Annotated in this window: 18 protein-coding genes; 2 read left to right on the plus strand and 16 right to left on the minus strand. The window is 28.0% G+C overall.

Annotation, left to right across the window (positions count from 1 at the left end):
• Window positions 1-111: 111 nt before the first annotated feature.
• From AVBRAN9333_RS07635 to AVBRAN9333_RS07705, 15 genes are all read right to left on the minus strand, one after another.
• Complete coding sequence (locus tag AVBRAN9333_RS07635; RefSeq protein WP_336609739.1) at window positions 112-399, minus strand: DUF4357 domain-containing protein; 288 nt, start codon at window positions 397-399, stop codon at window positions 112-114.
• Window positions 400-669: 270 nt separating this feature from the next.
• Window positions 670-909 (minus strand): hypothetical protein, encoded by a 240-nt coding sequence (locus AVBRAN9333_RS07640; RefSeq protein ID WP_336609740.1) that lies wholly within the window; start codon window positions 907-909, stop codon window positions 670-672.
• Between the two features lie 96 nt (window positions 910-1,005).
• Complete coding sequence (locus tag AVBRAN9333_RS07645) at window positions 1,006-2,826, minus strand: hypothetical protein (RefSeq protein ID WP_336609741.1); 1,821 nt, start codon at window positions 2,824-2,826, stop codon at window positions 1,006-1,008.
• A complete protein-coding gene (locus AVBRAN9333_RS07650; protein ID WP_239803285.1) occupies window positions 2,819-6,160 on the minus strand; it encodes a DEAD/DEAH box helicase family protein in 3,342 nt (1,113 codons plus the stop codon). The genes AVBRAN9333_RS07645 and AVBRAN9333_RS07650 overlap by 8 nt, the downstream gene beginning before the upstream one ends.
• 37 nt (window positions 6,161-6,197) lie before the next feature.
• Window positions 6,198-6,836: a hypothetical protein gene (locus tag AVBRAN9333_RS07655; protein WP_239803284.1), complete on the minus strand. Its 639-nt coding sequence runs from the start codon at window positions 6,834-6,836 to the stop codon at window positions 6,198-6,200.
• A 529-nt stretch (window positions 6,837-7,365) separates the two neighbouring features.
• Window positions 7,366-10,239, minus strand: a complete 2,874-nt coding sequence (locus AVBRAN9333_RS07660; protein ID WP_239803283.1) for a type I restriction endonuclease subunit R — start codon at window positions 10,237-10,239, stop codon at window positions 7,366-7,368.
• A 170-nt stretch (window positions 10,240-10,409) separates the two neighbouring features.
• Window positions 10,410-11,762, minus strand: a complete 1,353-nt coding sequence (locus AVBRAN9333_RS07665; RefSeq protein WP_336609742.1) for a biosynthetic peptidoglycan transglycosylase — start codon at window positions 11,760-11,762, stop codon at window positions 10,410-10,412.
• A gap of 262 nt (window positions 11,763-12,024) precedes the next feature.
• Window positions 12,025-14,388: a hypothetical protein gene (locus AVBRAN9333_RS07670; protein WP_239803282.1), complete on the minus strand. Its 2,364-nt coding sequence runs from the start codon at window positions 14,386-14,388 to the stop codon at window positions 12,025-12,027.
• Window position 14,389: 1 nt separating this feature from the next.
• On the minus strand, window positions 14,390-15,592 hold the full coding sequence (locus AVBRAN9333_RS07675) for a restriction endonuclease subunit S (protein ID WP_239803281.1): 1,203 nt from the start codon (window positions 15,590-15,592) through the stop codon (window positions 14,390-14,392).
• Window positions 15,589-16,599, minus strand: a complete 1,011-nt coding sequence (locus tag AVBRAN9333_RS07680) for a virulence RhuM family protein (RefSeq protein ID WP_336609743.1) — start codon at window positions 16,597-16,599, stop codon at window positions 15,589-15,591. The genes AVBRAN9333_RS07675 and AVBRAN9333_RS07680 overlap by 4 nt, the downstream gene beginning before the upstream one ends.
• Before the next feature lies 1 nt (window position 16,600).
• Window positions 16,601-17,092 carry a hypothetical protein gene (locus AVBRAN9333_RS07685; protein ID WP_336609744.1) on the minus strand — a complete coding sequence of 164 codons (492 nt, stop codon included), beginning with the start codon at window positions 17,090-17,092 and terminating at the stop codon, window positions 16,601-16,603.
• A 16-nt stretch (window positions 17,093-17,108) separates the two neighbouring features.
• Window positions 17,109-17,885, minus strand: coding sequence for a hypothetical protein (locus AVBRAN9333_RS07690; RefSeq protein ID WP_336609745.1), 777 nt, complete (start codon window positions 17,883-17,885; stop codon window positions 17,109-17,111).
• The gene (locus AVBRAN9333_RS07695; RefSeq protein ID WP_336609756.1) at window positions 17,882-19,402 is read right to left on the minus strand and encodes a type I restriction-modification system subunit M; all 1,521 of its coding nucleotides are present in this window, start codon (window positions 19,400-19,402) and stop codon (window positions 17,882-17,884) included. Before AVBRAN9333_RS07695 ends, AVBRAN9333_RS07690 begins: the two co-directional genes overlap by 4 nt.
• A gap of 133 nt (window positions 19,403-19,535) precedes the next feature.
• A complete protein-coding gene (locus AVBRAN9333_RS07700) occupies window positions 19,536-21,440 on the minus strand; it encodes a hypothetical protein (protein WP_336609746.1) in 1,905 nt (634 codons plus the stop codon).
• On the minus strand, window positions 21,433-21,993 hold the full coding sequence (locus AVBRAN9333_RS07705) for a restriction endonuclease subunit S (protein ID WP_336609747.1): 561 nt from the start codon (window positions 21,991-21,993) through the stop codon (window positions 21,433-21,435). Before AVBRAN9333_RS07705 ends, AVBRAN9333_RS07700 begins: the two co-directional genes overlap by 8 nt.
• Window positions 21,994-22,427: 434 nt before the next feature.
• On the opposite strand from AVBRAN9333_RS07705, the gene AVBRAN9333_RS07710 reads away from it, so the two are divergent.
• Together AVBRAN9333_RS07710 and AVBRAN9333_RS07715 are read left to right on the plus strand one after the other, a co-directional pair.
• Window positions 22,428-23,243 (plus strand): hypothetical protein, encoded by an 816-nt coding sequence (locus tag AVBRAN9333_RS07710; protein WP_336609748.1) that lies wholly within the window; start codon window positions 22,428-22,430, stop codon window positions 23,241-23,243.
• Between the two features lies 1 nt (window position 23,244).
• The gene (locus AVBRAN9333_RS07715; protein WP_214117673.1) at window positions 23,245-23,454 is read left to right on the plus strand and encodes a hypothetical protein; all 210 of its coding nucleotides are present in this window, start codon (window positions 23,245-23,247) and stop codon (window positions 23,452-23,454) included.
• A 336-nt stretch (window positions 23,455-23,790) separates the two neighbouring features.
• On the opposite strand, the gene AVBRAN9333_RS07720 is transcribed toward AVBRAN9333_RS07715, so the two are convergent.
• Complete coding sequence (locus tag AVBRAN9333_RS07720; protein WP_336609749.1) at window positions 23,791-25,677, minus strand: hypothetical protein; 1,887 nt, start codon at window positions 25,675-25,677, stop codon at window positions 23,791-23,793.
• Window positions 25,678-25,906 lie beyond the last annotated feature (229 nt).

Here is a 25,906-nt window from a genome sequence, read left to right on the forward strand (position 1 = left end):
ACTCATAAGCCATTTTTATCCAGTATTTTTTCAAAAATACACCATAATTTCATTTATTTAGGCTAATTTTCAGGACTTAAACAAACGAAATTCTTATTTCAAATTCTTTTATCAAATAAGCTCTTTTAGGTTTATTCCGCTTTTGTTTTTCCAAGAGATAAGTCCATTTACGCTATTTCCTGTAATAAAACTCCCCGCCGATGAAGCACTAGCAAAAAACATATCTTCAAGCAAAATTCCATTATCATCTACTTTGGCATTTTCTATGACTTTTTTTACACTTGATGAAACATAATCATAATATTTTCTAGCTACTTCGTTACCTTTTAAAACTAAAAAGCCATTTTCCACCCTTTTACACATAATATTTTTAAAATACAGCATATCATCACAAATCATCACTGTATCCTTTGGTTTAGAAAATACAAAATACCCAAAAGTTTTACACATAAGTTTGGCTATATTTAAAAACTTTGCATTTGTTTTTCTTAACTTATGTTTTTGATAGTTGTGTCTCTAAGCTGTTTGTTATGGTGCAAATACCAGCTGTTTTTAAGTATTATAAAGAGTGTTTTCAAGATAGCTAATCTAAATAACGCCTAGTGAATTATCTGTTGTGGTGATAACTAATGCAACACTAAAAAAGTCTTTTTTACTATCGTCTAAATGCTATTTGAGTCTTTTTAAAACTCTACTTCCGTCATTTTTATAAATTGCTTGACCTACATAGATGAGATTATCCTTGCATACTAGCATATAAACGCCACTATGATTTAGCTCTGCTCTATCGTCGCTATCTTTTATGAGTTGGCGTGGAAGTTTTAAAACCACTCCCGTCCAGTTTGAATAAGTGCACTTTATCCTACCATCCGCATCATCTATCAAATAATAAGTAATCGTTTTCCCCATATCTTGCCTTTGCTTTATCTTTATTTGCGTGATTTTAGCAAAAGAATTTAAAATAGGAATTTCGTTTATTTAGCATAAAAGTACATAAAATAAATTCTAGAAATTAGGTTCTTTTAGCTTTACATTATCTTCGCATTTAAGTCTTAAGCTATATTCATTTATATATTTAAATAAAAATGGTAACACACTAAGCTCGTTTAATCTCACAAAATTAACCGATAAAAGTTTTAAATAAATTTCAGGTTCTATTAAAGCATCATCATTTAAGCATTTTACCACTCTTATAGGACTTGCATTTACTATACTTGGTTTTAATCCTTGCCTTGAGTTTTTATCAAACACATCAGTTAACTTACCCACAAAATAATATAAATTATTTTCATATATAAAATAATTTAAATTTGTATTAGCTAAAAACATACTATCTTGATGATGAAGCTGCTGAAGCCTTGGATTTATAGTAGAATCAAGCATTTCATTAAGTTTTTTTACAAATGATTTTTTAATATCAAAATCTTTATTTTTTATGATTTTACTACCTGTGTGAATAGTGATAAATTCATCTATATCTTTAGCATTTTTACTATCTTTTATGTTATGTAATTTCGCAAAAATTTCTTGCGTATCAAACTCATTCTTAACACCATTTAAAGCATTGAAAATCTTATAAAAATCTCCCAGTGTAAAATAAGGTGTCTTAAAAATGCCAAAAATCTTGCCATTTATATCAATTAAGCCTTCGCAATCACTATTACATAAAGCCATATCTATAGGGAAGAACTCTTCGCTAAAAGATAATTTATCATCATTTAAACTAAGCTTTATTATCAAATCATCATATTTTTTATAAAAATTAGCCCTTAAATTTGTCCTAAAATCAAGGTTTAAACTATCTATATTTTTCTTAATCACTAGCTCATAAAGTAATTTATCAGGTTTAGCAATATCACTTTTGCAAACATGCTGAATATTTTGGTGAGTTTTGATTGTATTGTAAATATCTTCGCCTTCTTCATACTCACTTTTACTTTTAATGATAGCTATTGCGTTTTTGCTACTTTTTGAATTTATTTGTATGTTATTTAGATAGCTTTCAAGCTTTATTTTTAGCTTATCATTATCTGTAAAATTTAAAATCTCGCAACCATCTTGTAAACTTTCATGTAAATTAATTAAAAAATTATTGTTTTTAATATCAAATCTTTTAATATTTTCTATTTTTATAATATCAAAATCTAAATATTTTGATAACTTTTGTTTTGCTAAAACCAAAACATCATACAAAACCCCAACCTTTGATTTTTGAAAATTACTCAAACCATCAAAAGCCATAAATTTAATAGTATTTTTAGTATTTGGATTTAACTTTTTTTGCATATATGAATTTTTATTTTTCTTAAAATCTCTAACCAAAGTATCATTTTTAAAATTATAAGCATTTAATAAAAGTTTATTTTCTGGATAATATTTTTGCAAATCTTGATATTTTGAAAAACTCACAACATTTAAAGAAAAATCATAATTTTGCGAGATTTTAAGCTCTAAACCCACTAGCTCGTTAGCCACTTTTTTAAGGTTTAAAAAAATCCTACCTGAAGTATTGCTAAACCTTAAAAAATCACTTACATAGTTGTTTAAACTAGCAAAAAGCAAATTAACAAGCACATATTCATTAATCTCGCTAACTTTTGATGAGTATTCATTAAGGGTGATTTTTTCATTTTTTAAAAACATTACATAGCCATATTCTTTAGTATAAAATGAGCTTATATTTTTATATTTTTGCAAATACTCATCTATGCTATTAATGTTATTTTTTAGGTTTTTTTCGGCGTTTATTTTTAAGATTATAAAATCATTTTTAATATTTTCTAAGTTTAATTTAATATCCAATTTATTTATAAAAATCTCATTCATTATTAATCCAGCTTATGATTTTTTTAATGGTTTCTTTATTAGTTACTAGCTTATTGTTTTCTTTTTTTACAAGTGGTGATATAGCTAAAATATCTCCATAATAATTACATATTTCATCACCTAAAATATTTAAAACCACAACTTTTTTAGCATTTATAAAATCTTTTTTATCTTTTACTTTATTTCGTATTTTGTTATACTCAGCTTCTATAAAATTCCCCTGCCAGCTTTTAACATCTAGATAAACTCCATCTTGTATTATAAAATCAAACTTTTCAAAATCTTCAATTTTTTCAATCTCTTGTAATTTTTGCTCAAGCTCATTGTTTAGCACAAACTCAGCAAAAACTTCTCCTAAAAAACCCTTATATGTATCAAAAAACCCAATAGGTAAAATAAATTCCTTGCTAAAATCATCACTGTATTTTTTAAAAAAATACTCCTTAAATCCATCATATTTAAAAAGTTCTTTTAATATGGTTGAGTTTATACCAACTGTGTCTTTTTTATCTGTATATTCGTGTTTTTCTACTCCATAAGAATTTTTCTCATTATTTGGTATATATAAACTCATAATATCTTTTAAATACTCTGAATTACTATTAATATGTTTTATATCATCTTTGCTAAGACTTGGGTATTTTAAAAGTAAATGTCTTAGATGTTTATATTGCATTTGTTTTCTTTTGGTCCAAACATTATAGGTATTAAAAAATTTATCCACAAGAACAGCTGAATTTTTTAACTTTTTGTTGATTATATTAGAGTTTAAATCCTTGGTTGGTTTTTCATATTTTTTTAACTCTTGCATTATTTTAGTAGCTAGTGGATTTTGATTATTTGAGCTTAAATACCAGTTACAATCACACTTTTTGGCTAAATTTTTATCTATAAAAATATCTATTTGCTTAGCTTTATTATCAGTCCTATTTAGCCTACCTATAGCTTGGAGTAAAACTCTAGTCCTAAAAAGTCTAGCACTAAATGTATCTTGAAGACTACCTTTTTTAGAAGAATTTTTTGAACCTAAAAACATTTCAAAACTATATTTTATATGTTTATATGCTTCCTTTGAGCTAATTTCAGCTGTATTTTCAAGCCTTTTTATTTTTATAATATTTTTAAGCAATTCTTCATCATTTACATCAGAATTATCGTGAATAAAAAGCTGAGTAATATCTCCAAAATATGCTGATTCTATATCTTTAAAATCATCTTTATAAACTTCTTCATCGTCTTCATCTTCTTTATACTCTTTAAACTGCAAATTATGCCCAACCCCTGCTGTAGCATAAGCTGACATTATAAAAACATTGTTTTTCTTATCTTTTAAAAGCTCTAAATATTCATCTTTTTTCGCTTTAAAATTGCTTGCATCAAGCACTATTAAATAATAATCATTAATATCTTTATTAACAAATTTAACCAAAGTTTTAAAAACTTCTCTTATAGGACTTTCTTTTAAAATCTTATCATCCCCAACGCCTGCCATTCCTAGGTATAAAAACGAACGAATATTATCATTTGAAATAAAGCTATACATGCATTCGAAAATGTTTTTATAGATATTTTTATAATATTTAATTTTATTATCTGCTTTTTCTTTATCACTAGCAAACTGTGTATCAATAAATTTTAGCTTATTGTTAATAAATTGCATAAGCTCATCATTGTTTAATTTGTTTTCTAAAGAATTTGTATTGTTATTGTCAAGTAAAAAAACATTAATTTCACTACCATCAAAACTTTTATTTAATTCATCTAGCTCTTGCTGTTTTTTGTCCAAAAACTCATCAGAAAGATTTAAAAACCTATCTTTTAGCTCATTTTTAAGATAATCCATATCATAATTACATAAAACACTAGGTATATTTGCTGTGGCACTAAGCCCTATTACTAAAGATTTTTTTGCCATTGTTTGGATATATTGTTCGGGGCTAGAATTAACCCCTGTAAGCTCAAAAATCAAATTATCATTATCTGCTGCAGTTTTTCTTAAGCTAACAAACTCAAATCCATCTTCATAAAAACTAGGAATTCTTATAATCTCATCTTTACTTAATTTAGAAAAATGCGTCCCCTGTATGATATATGATAAAAAGCTTTTACTATCCCCCAACTCAAATCTTTTTAAGATGCTTGAATATATGTTATTTTTTGGGATTTCTTCTGTATGATTATCTTTTAAATATTTAGCATAATGACCACTCATTTCTAAAACAAGTTGCGTTAAACTTGTGATTATTTTATGGATATTTTTTAGCATTGACGGGATGAATATTTCACTTTTTTCATCTTTATCGTTGGTTAGATTTATGATGTATTTATTTTGCTGTTCGTCATATTTGATTGTGTAATTTTTGTCCGAGTTTATCATAGAATGAAAGCGAGAATAATCTCTAAAAAGATAGTCGTTTTTTATATCGTCTTTATAATCAAAACATGATTTTACTTTAAATTTTTCAGTGTTTTTATCCACCCATTTTGTAAATTTATCAAATGTAAATGCGGGATTTGATTTATCATGCTCACTTAAAGCATATTTTATACTTGCTGGATATTGCTCTTTGTTTAGTAAGCCATTGTGAAGATTTTTAATAAATTCTTTATAATCAAATTTTGTCTGTAAAGAATGCGAGATAATAATGTTTTCAATGCTATCTTTTGTAGCGTCAAACTCATCTATGATTATAATAGCATCTTTACTAAACTTGTGAAATATAAGCTCACAGCTAGGCTCATAAAAAAAATTAAATTTTGAAACAAATTTAGAAATAGTGCAAAAACAAACTTGATATGTGGTAATATCTAAACCTTTATACATCTGCCCAATGAGCGGAAAGCGTTTTTTTAGCTTATCTATGGAATTAATTTTTTCTTTTTCACAATAATTAGAAATGTTATATCTAAAGTTGCTTTCTAGCTCACTTAAAGGACCATCATAAGCGTTTTTATCTTTTATTACGCTTATATCTTTGATTGTTTTATTTATAGCATCTATATTTTTTTCTTGATTTTTATCTTTGGTATTAAAGTCTTTTTTCTTTATACCATTTTGCAAAATATACGATTTAAAATATTCTAAATTTGTTTCTAATTTTATAGCATTTTTACCTTTTAGCTTTTCTGTGTAATCCTTGTATGATTCATTTACATTATTTTTATTTGAAGTTAAAAAAAATATCTTTCTTTTTCCACCACTTCCTACATAATCAGCGATAAATTTTAAACTCTGATAAGTCTTGCCATATCCAGTCGGCAAATCTATGGTGCATAAGCCATTTTTTTCATCCTTTATCTTATTTAAATAATCATAAATCGCCGAATATTGCATATAATTATCCTTTTTATTATCTACTAAAAAATAAAAGTTACTTTATATTTTTTAATTTATTATCGGCTATCTTTTTAATCTCATTACACATTTCAATAATCGCTTCAATATACTTACTTTCCATCAACCTATCCCCAAAAGAGTCGCTTAACTTTATTTCTTTCATAACTGCCATTTTTGTATTTAAATCTTTAAAGATTTCAACAAGCTCTAAAGATGATGTTTTTGTCTTATTAACATTACTCATACTGTCTGTTCTTTCTTTTCTTGGTTTAATTAAATTTTTATTTGCAACTGTTCTATATTCGCTACTATAATATTCTCTTTTTTCTTCTATGTAATTAAAAAATATTTTCTTTTCATTAGAACTAATAGAGTTGTTTAAAAAAGCATCTAAAATATATTTTTTATTGTCATTTAAATACATACAAGAAATATCAACTATTGCTACAAGATAATTTAATACAGATTTTGTATTTCCTTTCAAATCTAATTTCTTATTATTGTAACATTGTATATATTGTTCTAATATAATGCTATATTTATCACAAAATTGACTATAATTAAAATCTAAATTGCTTTTTGATAAAATATAATTAACTCTATTATTATAAGTCTTTTTTGTCCCTTCTTCTGTCAAATTTTCATCAAAATACTTTATAAATAACTCTTTCATTTTTTATCCTTAATTATTAAAATAAACATTTTAACAAATTATAACATAAAATAAATAATTCAAATTATAAATTTGTTTTATTATTATATTATAGTATTTACTAATTTATTTTTACATTAAAAATTATTTTTTAAACTTATCTTTTTTTCACTTTAATAATATTATTTAATCAGTTATTTTTGTAATTCCATAATTCCTATGCTATTTTTCTTTTTTTTGTGTTATTTTAACAGTTGTATATTATTTGAATAAAAAAAATATATTTTCAAAGCAGATAATAAAATAGATTCTAATTAATATTTTGATTTTGAATGTTTGTATAAAAATATTTAGGTTTTATATTTTATATCTTTATAGATTTACCTATAAAAATAACTCAAAAAATCAAGAATTTAAAATAGGAATTTCGTTTATTTGGAATTTATAAATTTCGTTTATTTGGAGTTTTTTAGCATAAATACAGCACCAATTAATACCCATTCAAACAAGCGAAATTTATATCTCAAAAACCATAGCCTAAATCCACTAGCTACCCACCGCGTTTGCCTAGGTAGATTTTGATTAGGGAGTTTATGTAGTTTTCTATGTCGTTTAATTTGTTGATTTTTGTTAAAAATGGCAGCATTTTTACTATGAGTTCGGTTGCAATTTTGTTTTTGATACTTTCATCAAATTCGGGCACATTAGAAAACTTGCCAAACTCACTATCAAACAAGGCAATGATTTGCCCCACATCATCCTTATCAAAATCCCTAGCAAGATTACGCTCAAGTGGGTCATCAGCCAAATCCTTTTTAAAATCCTTAGCCAAATCACAGCTAAGCTTGTAAAACTCACTCTCGCTAAGCCTTTTTGCCCTATAATCTTCCAAAATCTCTTCTATTCTCGCACTAAATCTTACAAAAATTTCAGGATTTATCACTTCGTATTTTTTCACTTCTTTTTCTAGTGCATTTAACTTTCCATGAGCCTTCACCTCATCGCTAAAATCACTAGCCACCCTTGAAAAATCATCGCTTAATATATCAAGCGGTTCATTTAGCGTATAAATTTGCCCTACTTTTAAATGCTCATCTAGTAGCTTTTGCATACTTTGCTCGTATTCTTTTAGGCTAAAATCCTCAGCATAAAAGACCTGTGCCGAGCTTCTTAAGCTTAAGTATTTTTTAAGGCTTTCCTTGATTTTCTCCCTTTTATCTTCGCTTACACTTGCCCTTAGCTTACGAGTATTTAGCACCACCCCCACAAGGTTGCTAAACCTTGCTAAAACCTTGCAAAACCTATCCCTAAATGATAAATCCTTTAAAATCTTTAGCTTTTCTACTTCATCATCAAGCCCTGCAAACATCTCATCAAGCACAGCTAAGCTCTCCCACATATCATTCAAAGAGCCATCTATTTTAAAAACTGCCCCCACCAAATCACTCTCATCATACCCGCTAAGCGCGTCGTATCTACTAAGCGTGGTATCAAGCTCACTAAGAAGCCCTCGATAGTCTACAATTATCCCCTCATCTTTGCCCTCTTTTAGCCTATTTACCCTTGCTATGGCTTGAAGTAGGTTGTGTTCTTTTAGGTTTTTATCTATATAAAGTTTTTTAGCACAAGGAGCGTCAAAGCCCGTAAGTAGCTTATCTACCACGATTAGCAAATCCACTTTCCTATCCTTAAAATCACTCTTGCACTGCTCTTCATACTCTGCGTGATTTAGCTTTGCATACTCATCGCTTACCCATTTTTCTTGCTCGCCTTCGTTTTCTTCTCCTGCATTTACTGATATCACGACCCTAACTTCCAAATCCCCAAGCTCTTTAAAAACTTTATAATATTTCATCGCCTCAAACTTAGAATTAGTTGCAAGCATTGCGTTAAATGGCGTATTTTTAAGGCTTTGTTTGAAGTCTTCGTTTATATCAAGTGCGATGTATTCAAGCCTTGAAATTGATGTGTGAAGCTTTTTAATCTTTGAGCATTTTTGCTTGATTTGCTCTTTTTGCTCGTTACCAAGCCCAAGTGTTAGCTCATCAAATCTTTTTTCTAGCTCATCTTTATCGCTAAGACCAAGCTCTATCATTTTGTTTTCATACAAAAGTGGCAAGGTAGCTCCATCTTCTACTGCTTCGCCGATATTATAAGTATGCAAAAGTCCGCCGTATTTTGCTATGCTTGATTTTTCTTTAGATAAAAGCGGTGTTCCTGTAAATGCTATGATGTAGGCATTTTCGCCTAAGTTATCAAGCATTTGCATATGAAGTTCGCCGTTTTGGCTTCTATGGGCTTCATCTATTAGGATAAATCTTGTTCTGTTTTTTATGTCTTTTAAATCGCTAAATTTAAAAATCGTAGTCGTGATAAGCCCCACTCCATCATCGTTTAAAAGCTCGTTTAAATGGCTTGTGTTTTTGGCGTGGTGCAAGGTGTCAAGATTTGCCGTGCCGTTTATGGTCGCTGAGATTTGCTCATCTAGTTCTATTCTGTCTGTGATGATGATTTTTTGGGCGGTGCTATTTAGCCTAGCTAAGATATTTACTAGCATTAGCATTGTGTAGCTTTTGCCACTGCCTTGAGTGTGCCATACTAGACCGCCGTGCTTATCTTTGATAGCTTTTATCACTTCTTTTATGCCAAAGTATTGTTGATAACGGCTTGCGATTTTGCTTGTTTTGTCTTTAGACTTGCTAAAAAATATAAAATCACTTATAAACTCAAGTAAATTTCTAGGCTTTAAGATATTGTTACACAGCACTTTTACGCTATCATCGCTGCTTTTATCCTTAAAGACATTGTAAAATTTGCTAGGCGTTAGCGTTGTTCCGTATTTAGTGATAGTGCCACAACTTGCAACGCAAAGCTGAATGAACTTATAAAAGTTCTCAATCCTATCTGGGTGCTGGTGGTTTAGGAGTTGGTTTATCGCTTCGTTTGCTCCAACGCACGAGTTTTTAAGCTCAATGCTAACAAGCGGGATACCATTTACAAACAGCACCAAATCAATCCTAGTGCTTTTCTTTTGCTCGCTTTTGGCGTTTGCAAGGCTAAATTCTTCTGTGATTATGAATGAGTTTTTAGACGGATTTTCATAATCTATGTAGTTTATATGCCTTGAAGGTTTGCCTTTTTGCTCTAAGCCTTCGCCAAGTAAAATAAGCTTTGTGATGATTTCGTTAGCTGTAATTAGGCTGGTAATTGGGGCTTTTAGCTTGTTTATCATTATGATGAGTTCATCATCATTTAGCTGATAATTTGTCCTTAAAAACTCCTTAAGCTTAGCTAAAAGCAAAGGCTCGTTAAAGTCGTTTTGCCTAAGCTCGTTGCATTCTTTTTCGCTTAGATACTGCCAGCCTAAATCCTTTAAAGTCTCTATAAAATACGCTTTTACATTGCTTTCTATACTAAAATCCATCGCCACGCCTTTGAAATTTTAAATACATTTTAAACAACTTGCATTAATTTAGGCTAAATGCAAAAGCCCTTGCATGGTGGGAATTTATTTCGTGTATTTTTGTGGAATTTAAAATAGGAATTTCGTTTGTTTGTTTTTTTAAATAAAAAAATACTAACAAATTTAAAATTTCAATCATTTAAGCTATCAAACCATACATTTAATCTTTCCATATTATCTATATTTTTATAGCATTTTTGTATCTTACCTTTCTCAACATTTTGTTTATATAAACACAATATTTGCTCACAATCTTCTTTTGTTAAAATATTATTCTTTAGCAAATTATCTATCAAATCTATTACTTTTGGCAATAAACACCCACTTGTTACCGAAACTCTTTCAATTAAAATAAAACTCTTTGCTTTATTAAAATTAATTTTATTATTATCAAAAAAATAATTATATGCCTTAATAGCCCCAAAAATATTTTTATCAAATCTTACTGCTGCTAAATATATTTCAAGCTGTTCGTCTTTTTTTAAAATTTCATTCAACCAAAACCTACTAAATAAAATTTCTACAATTTTTCTTCTAATTTTTTTATCTGCAATATTTTCTATAAAAAGAGTTCTAAATAATTGCTGTGTAATCGTAGAACCACCTGAATATGGGAATTTATTTATATATTTAATATGCTTTATCAAAGGTATTTTTTTTAATTGACTTAGCATAGCTCTTGATATAGCCTTAATATCTATACCCTTGTGAGACCTAAAATTTTTATCTTCAATAGCTATTAATATATCTTTTATATATTTTAAATCAATCTTTAGCCTATGAAACTCAAACTGAGCTAATTTTGCACGATATAAAACATGTTCAAAATTATCAACCAATTTAATATCTAAAATAAATGCAATAGCTTTCAAAACAACAAACTTTTTAGTTTCATTAATATCAAGAATTGAAAAAATATATATAACATTTAATATTGTATATAAAGTCAAAAATACTAAAACAGAATAGCATAAATTAACCCCTATCCAATGCAACATAAAAAACGACATACTAGCATACAAACACGGTATTATAAAATACAAGTAACTATATCTTAACTTAATACTAAAAGGCATATTAGCACCTTCTAACATGCCCTTTTTAAACAAAAACTCCTGAGAACCATAATTCATTCCAAGCATTCTTCTTAAGATTATAATTTTTCTTTTAGCAAATACAATATTTTTTTGTTTAGTAGCAAAATTTAAAGTAGTAATAATAAAAAAAATACTACTTAAAAAGAAAATAAAACCAACTATAAAAACCAAATCTTTTTCTATATTAAACTTTATAAAATCTAATTTTAAAAAAGCTAACAAAGAAACAATCCCGCTACAAACTAAAGTAATATACCTAAGAAAACTATCAAATAATTTTTCTTCACTTTCTAATGTTTTACAACAAAATTTATATTCTTCTAATGCGATATCTCTATTTTCTTTATTATTAAATTTATAAGTTGGAAAATACTGCTGCCAATCCATACAATAACCTTTATTATGTATTTATAAAATAACCATATTGTATCAATCTAATCCAAAACAAACGAAATTCCTATTTTAAATTCCTTTTTATTGAAATAAATTTCGTATGTTTAGGGCTTATAAATTTCCAAAAATACACCAAACAAATTCCACAAAGCCCCAAATGTCACTTGTTTGGTTTTGGAATTTATTTTCGTATTTGGAATTTAAATTCGGAATTTCGTTTGTTTGGCAAGTTTAAGCAAACAAACGAAATTTGGTTTTAGCTTGGGATTATGGAGTTTTTACGCATTGTTTTTTGCAAGGCAAATATACAAAACGCGAAAACTAAATAATAAGCTATATTAAGCCTTGAGACCCCGCAATCTATCGCTATGGCTCGTTTTAGCTCGGGGGCTTTGTCTAGTAAATCTGATGATTTTAGCTCGTCTTTATAGTCTTTTAATGTCTTTTTGGCGTTTAACTTACTTGTTGGCTCTTTGGCTAAAATCTGCTTTGATAAATCTAGTGCCTTTTGGCTGTCTAACTCATCTATGGCTTTATATAGATAATGATTTCTCGCATCTTCTGAAAACGCCCCTAAAAATGGGGTTATTATGCTAGGGTTACATAAAATGCCGATGAACCCTGCCGTTGCAAAGCTTATAAAGGTATATTTGATATTGTTGGCTAATAATATAAAAATCATTGCCAAAATCCCTATAAAAATCATCGGTAAAAACACACTAAATTCTGAAACATTAAAGCTATAAGCCAAACAAAACCAAGCCACGCAAATGGCTAAAAATATAAAAATTAGCCAACCTTTATCCTTGCTAAAACCTTTTAAAACAAATAAAAACTCATAACCCAAACAAAGCAAGAAAATCACAACGCTAATGCCATACATAGCTAAACCCAAATCTACAAGGTTACAAATACTACTTATGATTTTTTCATCAAAAGACAAGCCAAAATTTATCATAAAATACCCGCCGATGACACTTAGGGTAAATAAAAATATCTTTAAAAAATCAGTGTGATGGTCGCTTGTGGTTCTGTTTAATTTCAAAAACCATCTGTCAAATCTTTCTTTGATAGTGATTTTTTCTTCTAACTCTTTTTTATGCTCTAGTTTATAATCAAGTTCAAGTTCTTTTGCGTAAAGCTCTAAAACTTTATATTTACTAGCTTCTAGGATATTATTTGTCTTTAAAAGAGCGTTTTTAAAGATATTTAGGCATTCTCTAACACCTTTTATATCTATCAAATCATTTTTATTTTTTCTTTCATTTTTTAAATGGTTAAATGAATAATCCTTTATATCAACCAAAGGCATATCTAAAACAGCACTAGAACTAAAACTAGCTGAATAAAAATTCGGTATTTCTTTAAACTTGGTTTTGTATAAAATCACTAGTTTTTCAAATACGCTTGATTGAAAATTTGGCGAAATTTCAAAGATAACATCACTAAAATCAATATTATCTTTAACCTTATTTTCTATAAAATCAAAACTTTTAATAAATTTCGTTTGTTTAAAAGATAAATCTTTACTAAAAACACAATTTTTAATCACCAAATTATTACAAAAAGCATTTTCTACAAAATCCACCCTATCATCAAAAGTTGTATCAATAATCTTTATTTTTTGTTTGTATTCTTTTTGCTTTGGGAATTCAAATTTATCTTTAAAATTACAATTATTTATTTCTATTTCTTGAATATCAGAGTTTAAAAAGTTTTTAAAATTGATTTTTTTATAAAAAGTTAAATTATTAAAAATCGCATTTTTATTGTAATTTGCGTTTATAAAATCTTCGGTAAAAATAACTTCTTTTTTAAATGTAACATTGCTGAATTCAAAGCCATTTTTAAATTGTGTTTTCATGAACCACATGGGTTCTTCAAAGACAATATCACTCATATATAGCTTGCTTTCGTAAACCGAACTATTTAAAGGGTTAGAAGCATCATGAAGCAATACACTTTTTTTAAACACAATTGATTTAAAACACAATTCTTTTACATCTTTTATGTGACTTGAAAACATTTCAAATCCATTTTGAAATTCTACATTTATAAAAAATATAGAAATATCTTTATTTATTAAATCCTTAAAAAGGGGTAATGTTGACAATTTTGTATCAATTATTGATATATTTTTTTTGATATTACAAGACTCAAAATAAAGTGAAGCTAAGACACAATAACTCAACACAACATCTTCATCAAAAATACATTCATAAAAACATAAACCGCTAGAAGCTATGTAACTTAAAAATATTTCTTTCATTTCAAATTTACATCGATTAAAATAAAAGCTCATATTATTATTTTTTATCATTGTATTTGATTCTTGGGTGGAAATATAATTATTGCAAGAAAATATATTAATCATACTGAATAAATTTTCAAATGATTTGTCAAATACTATATTGTTAAAATGTATCCGCTTTATTTTTTCAATACCATTAATCCTTTTAGCCATATTAATACTTTGAATCTTAAAACGATTTTCTTTCTTTGAAAAAATATTAACAGAGTAGAAACCTTGTTCGATAAAATTAACCACCACATTTAAATTAGAATTATCTGTTTTTAATAATTCTAATATATCTTTTTTTATTTCTAAAATTTCAGTCATTTTACACCCTAATGTTTCCAGTTAGGAGTTCGGTGAGGAGGTGGGATTTGAGGGTGGTTTGGGTTGTTATTAGCTCATTTAGACACTCCAAACGCTCATCACACGCACTTAAGACTTCCCCTATCTTCTTCTGCTCTTCTAGGCTTGGGAGTTGTATTTTTATTTTTAAAAATTCAGTTTTAGATAGGTTGTATCTCGTGCTACCTTGTGCTAATTTCGTTAATTTTTCCCTAAAAATAGAACTCCTAAAATAAAAACTAGCGTATTCAGAATTTATACTTTCGTTAGGTCTAAAACCAAAGCAAAAACTATTTAAATATAAATTTTCACATTCTTCTAAAATAACAGATGAAGTTCCTACTTCATGTGGAGTTTCCGATGAAGTGGTAAAGAATATATCTCCCTTTTTTACTAAATTTTGTTTTTCATCATCATTGATTTTGACTTTTTCAAAAATGCTTGTTTTTACAACCCTATTATCAAAAATATTTTTATATGTAATATAGTTTGAATTACCATCTTCAAAATCTTTTGCTTTTTTACCTGAAAGCCCATTGTAGGTTGCACCTAAATCATTAAGAGTTACTTCTTGCCAAGGGGTGGTGAAGTTGGCAAAACGGGTTTTGCCACTTAGTAGCTCGTTCATTAGGTGGAGTTTTTCTTTTTCTAATTCCGATTTCAAATTCTTTAGATTTTTTATATGCTCATCACAACTACTTAAAATCTCAGCGATTTTAACTTGTTCTTTTAGTGGTGGGAGTTTTATTGTTAAAGTTGCTAATTGACTACCATACAAATGCATCACCGAAATACCTTGAGCTAATCTTGCAATATCCAACTTTGCCACCGAATTTAAATAATATGATAAAAAAGCTCCATTTTGTTTTGTCTTAATAATATTTAAATCCCCACCTAACGCAATTCCATCAAGCATTACGCAAGAAGCCTTTGAAATATCTATGGCAGTCTCACCTGATGCAGGAATTATAATGTCGTTTTTCTCGCTCAAAACTAAATCTTTTTCATCAAGGTTTGTCTTTGAATAAACATTATCAATAATCTCATTGTAAGTTGTATATAACTCGCCGTATCTTATGCAAGGAATACCATTTTCACTTATATCTTTTTTAGATATACCTTTACCTTTTGAAAAAGTAGCTATATCCCCCAGCCTTACTTCTTCCCAGCCCTTTGGCATACTCATGATTTTTTCCTTGTAAGTTTTGCTATGCTTTTGTCAAAATCTGATTGGATTTTTTGAGTTTTGTTAAATATATCGTATTCGGTTTGTGCTTTTTGTATGGCTGTTTGATGAGAGATTTTGCCATTGTCTTTTAAAATCTTGTATTTTCTAAAGTTTAAAAACTCATCTATACTAGCTACAAAATCTTCCATAGTAAAAGTATTTTCCCTTTCTACTAAATCTTCAATATAGTCAAAATACCCACTAACTGCTCTTTCTAATTGTTTTATCTCTTTTTCGCTTAGGTAGTTTTTGGCTACTTTGGTATCTAGCTTTAAAATTCTACCATTTGGAGCGTTTTTCCAAGTGCTTAGTCCCATATACTCTTTGGTACTATCTGCTTTGTTATAGATAATCTCTGCTGCTGTTTGTCCTGTGATAGCATAGTGGAATTTGTTTTGCACTAAGGCGTAAAAGTATTTTGTGATTTCTGCGTTTTTATCATAATCAATACTACATTCTGCAAAAATATCAGTAATCTGCTGCCAAATACGACGCTCACTAGCTCTAATTGAGCGTATGGTGTCTAATAGTTCTTTGAAATAATCTTTGCCAAATATTTGGTTTGATTGTTTTAATTGCTCTTCGTTTATCGCAAAGCCTTTTATGATGTATGATTTTAAAACATTGTTAGCCCAAATCCTAAATTGAGTGGCTTTTATAGAATTTATTCTATAACCAACGCTAATAATCGCATCGAGATTGTAAAAGTTGGTTAGCTTTGTTTGGGTTTTGTCGCTTATGGCTCCGTGTTTTGTGGTTGTTTCCATTTTGGAAATAACCACTTTTTCATCTAGCTCATTGCTTTCAAAGATGTTTTTAAAATGCTTACTAATAGCAGGTGGATTTACTCCAAACAACTCTGCTATGGCTTTTTGAGTAGCCCATATTGTTTCATCTTTTATCACTACGCTGATTTGAAAATCACTATCTTTTATATGGTATAAAATTGTTTGCAAATCATTCATTTTAATTCCTATTTTGTAAAAAATTTATAAGCCAATTATCTGCTTGCTGTGCTAATTTTTCAGATTTATCCTTATATTCTTGCGAATCTGAAATCTTTTCTCTTTGAAAGTCTTTAGTAGGATTACCTATATAATCTTTAAGCCTTTTTGTAAGTTCACTCTCTTGTCTTACAATACCTATAAATTTATTATCTTTATACACAATGGCTCTATTGTTAAATAAAGTAATATAATTTTGTGCAAATCTTTTATCTTTTGTTGCGTATGTTGGAAAGATAAAATCTTCCATAATGTATGAAGTCAGCCCAAAAATTTTTCTCATAGAATAATAATAAGCTATATCCCAACACATATTTTTAACCTTATGAATAATTTTTTTACAATCTAAATTATTTGATTTTAAATCAATATTAACAAACCTACTTGTTTGATGTTCAAAATAATCTAAAATAAATTCTAATAATTCAGAAAAATTGGTTCCATTTTCTTGCATATAATCAAATATATGTTTAATTGATTTTTTTTATATCAAAATCTTTACTGTTTTTAGAAATTATCGCCAAAATGAAATAAAAATATATGTAATTAAATTCAGTATTTATCTCAAAATTATTTAGGTTGTTTCTAAAAAATCCACACATATCTTTGAAATGCTTTACATCATATTTTAAAATACTTGTTTGGTTAAAATGCTCTAAATCTAAACTTTTAAACTTACATATGCTTTCTATATTTGAATATAATTTATCCATTTTAAAATTAGTATTATCATATTGTTTTGATAATGTCTCCGTGATATAATGAAAAATATCAATATCAGCTACCCTATTTTGCAAAATATCTTGAATAAAAGGCTCAAAAAACAATAAATCATCTTTATTTCTAAAAACATTTTCACCAATTTCATTATTTTCAATAAATTTTGCAATAAAAGAAACTATATTAACATCTAATGTCATATTTATAGATACCCTAAACTGCTCCTTAAAATCACTTCTTAAAACTATAAAATATTTATACGAATTTAACATATCAACAGTGTATAAAGGTTCATTACCTGAACTATTTTTTATAGAATAAAGCGTATCTTGGTTTGGCTCGTGCCTATACTTTCTTATTAATGGATTATCTACGGCACCTGTTTTATCGTTTGTGCCAACTATAAATGAATATCTTTTAAAATCATCGTATTTATTTAGATAATATTTATATAACTCTAAAAGCTCATAATTGCTGTTTACTTTTTGTAATTTTTCTACAAATTCTAAATATGCTTGTGTAATCATAGTCCTAACTCCTTTAGATACTCATCTAGCTTTGTGCTTTGCTCTTTTAGTTTGGCGTTTAGATTGTCTATGCTTTGCTTTAGCTTGGCGTAGTCTATACTCTCAAGCTCCTGTGTCTCGCTTACATATCTTGGTATGTTTAGGTTAAAGTCGTTTTGCTCTATCTCATCAAGGCTTACAACCTTGCAAAAGCCGTTTATGTCGGTGTTTCCGTGATAAGCGTTTAGGATTTTGTCAATGTCTTTTAGGATGTTTTGGTTTTTGCCTTTTTCATAGCAAGAACTTGCGTCTATGAAAATCACTTTTTCGTTTTGCTCCTTGCTAAAAATCATGATACATGCCGGTATGCTCGTGCCATAAAAAAGGTTGCTTGGAAGTCCGATGATGGCTTTTAGGTAGCCTTGTTTTATAAGACTTGCCCTTATTTTGCCCTCGCTTGAGCCACGAAATAGCACTCCGTGGGGCATTACTACGCCTAAGGTTCCGCCGTTTTTTAAAGACTTTATCATGTGGAGTAAAAAGGCATAATCGCCCTTGCTTTTAGGTGGCATACCGTAGTTAAACCTTGAAAATCTATCTTCTTTTAGCTCTTCATAGCCCCATTTATCAAGGCTAAAAGGTGGGTTTGCGACTATTTTGCTAAAGCGTCTTAAATCGCCGTTAGCATCTAGGTGAAGTGGGTTTGTGAGTGTGTCGCCCCACTTTATCTTGGGGTTTGGGATATTGTGTAAGAACATATTCATAACGCATAGGGCGTAGGTTTGGGCGTTTTTTTCTTGTCCGTAGATGAAGTTGTTTGTGCCTTTTTGGCTTGCTTTTAGCAAAAGTGAGCCTGAGCCACAAGTAGGGTCGTATATCTCTTCGCCGTCTTTGATACCGACTAGCTCGGCAAGTAGGACGCTCACCATGCTAGGGGTGTAAAACTCGCCGCCCTTTTTGCCTGAATCGCTTGCGAATTTTGCGATTAGATACTCGTATGCGTCGCCTATGATATCTTTGTTTTCTAGGCGGCTTGGGCGTAAATCAAGGCTTGAGAAGTCGTTTATGAGCTGTTTTAGGGTGGTGTTTCTTTGCTGAGTGTCGCCTAGCTTGGAAGGGTTGTTGAAATCTATGTGGGTGAATATGCCTTCTAGCTTTTCTTTGTTTAGCGTTTCTAGGCTGCTTAGGGCGGTGTTGATTAGCTCGCCTAGGTTGGTGGCGTTTTTGTGCTCTTGTAGATAGGCGAATGTTGAGTGCTCTTCAAGTTTAAAATCTAGTTGATTTAGTAGGGCTTTATAGACTGAGTCGATGCCGCAGCTTTTGGCTTTTAGCTCGGTGATTTTTTCGGCGTAGGTGTCGCTTAGGTATTTGATAAATAGCATGGTGAGAATGTAGTCTTTGTAATCACTGCCATCCATTAGCCCACGGAAGGTGTTGCACGCGTCCCAGAGTTTGGCGTTTATCTGGGCGGTGGTGGTTTTGGGGGTTGGGGTTTGGGTGGTGTCGGTTTGGGTTGCTTCGGTGCTTTGCGGGTCAATCGCTGTGCCGTTTGTGGTCTGCTCGGCTGTCTGATTTATGCTTACTTGCTCGGCTTTTTGCTCGGAATTTATTTCGTGTATTTTTGTAGAATTTAAATCCGTAATTTCGTTTGTTTGTTTCATCTTATGTCCTTTAAATCGTATTTTTTCTAAATGTCTTTTGCATTGAATAAATACACAAAATCATAATTATAAAAAAGATAAAGTATATCGTATCAAGCTGTAAATCTATACAAATAGCTTTGATTATGTTGTTATATACTTTAATATCTGATTCCACGCTTGTATAATACATCAAAAGCTTATTGTCTTTTATGAATTGCTTTATGTCTTGGATATCTTGTGCGTTTTTGACTGATAAATTAACTACAACTGTGCCAAAATACAAATCGTAAGGCTCTTGTGCTTGGTTTATGCTGATATTTGAACTAATTTGGTTTTGGCTTATGGTAGCTTGTAGATTTATGATGTTTTGGCTTGGTTTTGATTCTTCTTTTGGCTCTTTTTTTGACTCTGAATCTTTTTTAGTTTTGTTAATTTTTTCTTGATTTTCTACACTTGCTATTTTTAAAGCCTCTCTAATGTCTTCTTGGGTGTATCTATTTAAGGTATCATCTAAGTAATAAATGCTTGGTGAAGTTATGATATTTTTTGAAAAAATCGGCAAACATATAAAACAAATAACTGCAATTAAGCTAATAAAATGGTAAATATCACTACTTCTAGTATAAAATATATATAACACCACAAATAAAATTACAAAATATGAAACTACGAGATAGTTAGGAAAAACCAAGAAAGCAAAAACTAAAATCATAGAGATAATACACATCAATCTACCGATAATGTTTTTAATCCTATTTGCACTTAAAGCAAATAATATTAATACAACAAAAAACATTATTAAACTGCAAACTCTATAAAAATCATCTAAAATATGGTTAAAATAGCCTATATCAAAAAAGCTAAATAACCCAACAATAGATAACTCAAGATACAGTGAAAAGATAATAGCTAGAGTAAAATTTACAATCCTTGCAAAATTTGTATGATGTTCGCTTGTAATTTCATAAAATTTAAGCATTAATTGCTCTAGGGTTGCTCTCCAAGCTTTTAATGATAAAGTTTCTCTAATACTTAACTTTTCGTTATTTTTTTTGGCTTTTTCTAATTTCTTAAACCTTATATCACTTTCTATTTTTAAATATATTTCATAAACAAAAAGCTCTAACTTTTCACATTCTTTAGCGTAGATTTTGTTATTATGTACTAATGCAATATCTTTAAATTTTCTAAATGTATTTTGTAATTTACTAGCTAGATTTAGCTTTTCTTCATCTGTTTTTCCATAATTATTTATATAATTATTTATATCTTCTTTGCTAAAACTTGTGATTTTTTCAAATTCAAAAACCACTTTTTTATAATCATCAAAATATAAGTCAGTAGTTTCAAAAACTTCATCAAAACTAGAACCTTCAAAAGAAATGTATTTATTAAATGTTGTATCATTTAGACTGATTTTGCCACTAAAATGTGATGAAATCTTAGCCTTATTCACCACTTTAAATTCACTTAAACTAAACTCATTTGCAAGGCATTTATTTAGATAAAAATCATCACAAGTTGTATTGTGTATATATAAATTTATTGATTTTTTATTTTCTTTATCATCTTTGATTTTTAGTTTTTGAAAATTTGAATTTTGAATAATAATTCTTTCTAATTGACTAGAAATTGTTATGTCTGTAGTTTTTGTAAAACTACAACCATTGTAATATATATTTTTTATATCCATAAGTGAAACCAAATCCACATCCTTGTCAAGCCTAATATCATATAAAGCTAATGTAGAGAATGATATAAGATTGTTTGAAATCACACTTTGAATATCTTCAAAAGATATTGTCTTTGCTTCTATACCATGTAAAATTAGTATTGCTTCACTACAAATATATTCAATAGTATTTTCTTTTTTCATATTGTGTTTGTTTTGATTAAATACATAATCAACTTTATCCATAATCTCTTTAACCATTTAATATCTCCTTTAAAATTATTGTTTTTAGGGTTTCTTCTTTTGCAATTAGCTCGTTTAGAGTTTGTTTGCGTTCGTTGATAGTTTTAAAAATATTGGCAAATTTATTTTGCCTATCTATCTCAATATATGGAATTGTTATGCTTTTTATATCTTTTACATTTAAGAGCCTTAATGCTTGACCTTCTGCTAGGTTTTCTAGTCTTGAGTGGTTGATTATTTCAGCTACAAAATATGGGTTGAAGGCTTTTGTATCCTTTAAAGTGATTTTTAACATGTGTGATGAAATCAAAAATTCATTTTGGTTTATTACATGTGCTGTTAGCGGGAGCCTTAATCTTATAACAATATCATTTTCTCTTACCAAATAATGATTTTCTAGACTTTGTGTAGCGTAAAATTCATCTATAAATTCATCTTTTATATAATCTTCATCAAATGCTTTTAGGCTTAATAATCTATATGAAAACGGTGTTTTTTCTTGGGACTTTCTTCTTGCTAGAACTAAACCCATGTTTAAATCTGCAATGTCTTCTAGTAAAACTTGTTTCAATAAATCTCCTTTCGTCCCTTAGCTAAGGAAAATAAATTTAAAAGAAAAATAGCAAATTTTTTAGCTTATGTCAAATTTACTTAACTAAGGGACAAAATTATTAATAAACAAATAGGATTATTTTTTGAAGTTAATTCAGCTTATTTTTAATTTGCATGTTATAGATTTATTAAAATTATAGCTTTGTAAATATCCTTAAAAATTTAAGGTTAAATTTTACTTTTTGCAACTTTTGTCTAGGATAAGTTAGTGAAATTATAAACTAAAAGTTAATTTTAAATATTTATTTGGTTCTTTTTAATGTTTTAATGTCTTGTTCTTAGGTAAGTTAAATTATTAAATATGTTTTTAACTTAAATAAGCTAAATTAAAACATATTTAATTTAAAAATATTAATATACTCATTTAAACATTCCAAAGCAAAGGAGTCACAAATGAATAGTGTTAGCACTATTGAAGAGCTAAAAGCACAAAATCCAAAATTTGATTTGGCGCTAGGCGTAAGACTCATAAATAGTGGAGATATTATAGGTGGGGGATATCAAGTAATATTCGCAAGTGAACTAGAAATATCAACGAGTTCAAACATTAGCTATGAAGATGCCGAACAATCCCTTAAGAAAATGGTTAGTCTTATGGGTTTTAATGCTATCATCAATATAGTAAGATCTCAACATACTAAGAGTATGAATGCTAGTGAGACAGCACAAACTCATACAAGTTATAATCGCAACATAATAACTAATAATTTATCTTCATCAATATCTACAACAAATACAAGTTCAACAATTACGGTCAATAATGTATTTAAACTAAAAGGTACTGTGGCATTAATAGGTAGAGAAAATCACGCAAACGGAGTAGAAATTGATTATGAAAGATTAAAGCAAAATTGTATAAATTTCTACGAATGTATAGAATTTTTAAGATATGTTTACAAATCTAATCAAGAGCTAAAAACAATACACCAAGAAAGTAAAAATTATCCAATCAATTTAACAATTATTCTTATTATCTCATTGATATTTGCGTGTAATTCAAGTCTAATTACAGGAGCTATAATTTTCGTAGTATATTTCATAATATCATGGCGTTATTATGAAAGCACGATTACTAAAGAAAATAATACATATAAAGATTTAGCATCAATAGAACCTAATCTAAAAACTTTGGTGAATAAATACGGCGAAGTTATTTTTGATATTTATCAATTATCACCATATATTACTTTAAAACATGTAGGAGAATAAAATGGATTTAATAACATCACTAGAAAATACAGAAAAGAATTTAAATAAAGCTGGAAAATATTGTGTAGCTTTTGATTTGATGGCTAATACAAGAAAAAATGTATCAGAAAATGAGTTAAAAAATAATATCAGCAAAAACATGGCATTTATACTATTTAAAGCAACCCCTGCTGCATTTTTTATATTTATACTATTTAAAATATTTAATTAAGTCTAAAGCCCTAAAATTAGGGCTTTACTTAAAGTTTTTACAATCATTTCTTTAATATTTTTGAAGCTTTACATATTTTTAATTTTATTTTATTAATTTGTATTATTATTAGCTTGATTTTTTACTAGGAATTTGTTTCGTGTATTTTTGTAGAATTTGAAATAGGATTTTCATTTATTTGTTTCATCTTATATCCTTTAAATCGTATTTTTTCTAAATGTCTTTTGCATTGAATAAATACACAAAATCATAATTATAAAAAAGATAAAGTATATCGTATCAAGCTGTAAATCTATCCAAATGGCTTTTATACTTTAATAATTAAAAAAAATAAAATCATTTACCTAAAATTATTTTTAAATATCTTTTAGCAATATCATCAACTTCAATATAACCATCATCAATAATGGCTTGTAATAATTCTAAAGTTGAAACCACATATATATTAGTAATAGTTTGACACGATTTTACATACTCATAAGTTCTAGCTACTTTAAGCATATTTTGTAATGTTATGGTTTTAAAATCAAATTCTCTATCCCAAGTATTATTATTTTTAATATCGCCAAAAAAATTTTTCATATTATCGCAATATATAGTATTTAAACCAATGATATTTTGCATTCTATATTTATTTAATACCTTAATTATATTGCTATTTTTTATATTTAAATATTTTAAAAAACAATCATATTGTTTGTTGATAATATCAATGTTTTCATCTTTTTTATCAATCCATGTTGCAACTAAAAGTAAAGCGTGAAGATATCTGAAAGAATTGAAAGAATTCTTCTTTGGTATTACAGCTAAAACATATTTATCTAGTTGTTGAAAGTGCTTACAAAATTTATAGTAATAAATTAAAATATTTTTAGCCTTGTTTAAATTAACACTAGGATTATTAAAAATTTCAGATACAACATAGTCGCTGGCTGTTTCGCAACTTATCTCTTTTTCATATAAAATATTATCAAAAATATTCCTATAAAAATAACTTATATAATCTTTTGAAAAATCAAACTTGCTTTCGCTATTTAGCCCTTGCTCTATTAACGATAACATTTCTTTAAATTTTCTTATATTACATAAAGGGTGGTAACCATTAAGCAAATACTCGTCTGTATGTATTATGTAATTAATAATATCATGCACCCCAATATGATTTAGTTTTATTGTTGATTTTTTTATCATGTTAATAATAACCTGTTCATTATCGTATAATTCGATAGTTTTTGAAAAAGTTTTTTCGTAAAATGTGTGCGTAAGAATTTCTTTAATACTTTCAGCAGAACAATTCTTGTTGGTTTTTTTATACTGCTTCTCTATATCTTTACTCATATATGAAAAACTTATTTCATCAATCCCCTCGCCGAAAATTGCTAAAACATGGCATTTTTTAATCTCTTTTAGATGAGATACTAAGCCAAAGACATCTTCTAACCCCATACTTTTTGGGCGTCTTTCTATATCATCAATGCAAATGATTTTATTTTCAAAGCCACCTTCATCAAGCTTGTAAAATAGATTTTCAATTCCTGTGATTTTAGAACTTAGTCCATTTAAAAGTCTTATTAGATAGTCTTTGCTATCTTGTGATTTTTGATAAATCTCATCTATGGCTGATTTGAAATCATTCTTGCCGTATAAACTTATGTAAATAATAGAGTTTTTATAACTACTAAAAATCCTAATATAAATAAAAAGCCCTAAAAGTATCGGAAATAAAAATATAGGCTTAAAAAAGTCAAAATAACTAACGCAAAAATAAGTTCTAATTAACTTTATCAAATCATCATTTAAACACGCAAGTAAAAACAAACCGCAAACAATAGCCATTGATTTTGCAAGATTAGCTGTGATTAGTTCGTATTTTATGGCAATTTTTGGTCTTATAAAATGCTCCCATAAATATGTCTTGCCACAACCCCACTTGCCTAGTAATGCTATGGAGTGCTTAGTTTTGTTTTGATTAAAATGATTTACAATGGTTTCTATATTTGCTTGATTATCTTCTGATATAAAATTATCATAAACTTTTAAATTCTCTTCTGATAATATAAAACATAAATAAAGAATAATAAATGTAATATGCAAACTTATAATAAAAATATATAAAAGCCCATAACTTAAACTATCAAAATCGGCAAAATACACCATAAACAAATAAATCATAAAAGTAATTGATAAGATTATAAAAATAATATCCGTTATAAATCTTCTCATTCTTATCCTTATTTTGAAATATTTTACATATTATCCTATCTTTTATTTGATAAAACCTAATGTAAATAATATTATAGTTAGAATATAATTTTTATTAAACTTAGCCAATTTAAAACACTAAAATACAAAAAAATATTTCGTGTATTTTATAAGAATTTCATTTGAAAATAAATATTTATAATCTAGTAAATTTAGCTTACTTGGATTTTATTTATACTCTAAAACATAC

The organism is Campylobacter sp. RM9333 (genome assembly GCF_020137705.1).
Lineage (GTDB): Bacteria > Campylobacterota > Campylobacteria > Campylobacterales > Campylobacteraceae > Campylobacter_E.

Bases quoted from the DNA above. Each gene is read 5' to 3' on its own strand.
- AVBRAN9333_RS07680 (WP_336609743.1), bottom strand. From the start codon at position 16,599: ATGAATGATTTGCAAACAATTTTATACCATATAAAAGATAGTGATTTT.
- AVBRAN9333_RS07710 (WP_336609748.1), top strand. From the start codon at position 22,428: ATGAATAGTGTTAGCACTATTGAAGAGCTAAAAGCACAAAATCCAAAA.
- AVBRAN9333_RS07635 (WP_336609739.1), bottom strand. From the start codon at position 399: ATGATTTGTGATGATATGCTGTATTTTAAAAATATTATGTGTAAAAGG.
- AVBRAN9333_RS07700 (WP_336609746.1), bottom strand. From the start codon at position 21,440: ATGGTTAAAGAGATTATGGATAAAGTTGATTATGTATTTAATCAAAAC.
- AVBRAN9333_RS07660 (WP_239803283.1), bottom strand. From the start codon at position 10,239: ATGGATTTTAGTATAGAAAGCAATGTAAAAGCGTATTTTATAGAGACT.
- AVBRAN9333_RS07685 (WP_336609744.1), bottom strand. From the start codon at position 17,092: ATGCAAGAAAATGGAACCAATTTTTCTGAATTATTAGAATTTATTTTA.
- AVBRAN9333_RS07645 (WP_336609741.1), bottom strand. From the start codon at position 2,826: ATGAATGAGATTTTTATAAATAAATTGGATATTAAATTAAACTTAGAA.
- AVBRAN9333_RS07650 (WP_239803285.1), bottom strand. From the start codon at position 6,160: ATGCAATATTCGGCGATTTATGATTATTTAAATAAGATAAAGGATGAA.
- AVBRAN9333_RS07655 (WP_239803284.1), bottom strand. From the start codon at position 6,836: ATGAAAGAGTTATTTATAAAGTATTTTGATGAAAATTTGACAGAAGAA.
- AVBRAN9333_RS07690 (WP_336609745.1), bottom strand. From the start codon at position 17,885: ATGATTACACAAGCATATTTAGAATTTGTAGAAAAATTACAAAAAGTA.
- AVBRAN9333_RS07675 (WP_239803281.1), bottom strand. From the start codon at position 15,592: ATGAGTATGCCAAAGGGCTGGGAAGAAGTAAGGCTGGGGGATATAGCT.
- AVBRAN9333_RS07665 (WP_336609742.1), bottom strand. From the start codon at position 11,762: ATGGATTGGCAGCAGTATTTTCCAACTTATAAATTTAATAATAAAGAA.
- AVBRAN9333_RS07720 (WP_336609749.1), bottom strand. From the start codon at position 25,677: ATGAGAAGATTTATAACGGATATTATTTTTATAATCTTATCAATTACT.
- AVBRAN9333_RS07670 (WP_239803282.1), bottom strand. From the start codon at position 14,388: ATGACTGAAATTTTAGAAATAAAAAAAGATATATTAGAATTATTAAAA.
- AVBRAN9333_RS07640 (WP_336609740.1), bottom strand. From the start codon at position 909: ATGGGGAAAACGATTACTTATTATTTGATAGATGATGCGGATGGTAGG.
- AVBRAN9333_RS07715 (WP_214117673.1), top strand. From the start codon at position 23,245: ATGGATTTAATAACATCACTAGAAAATACAGAAAAGAATTTAAATAAA.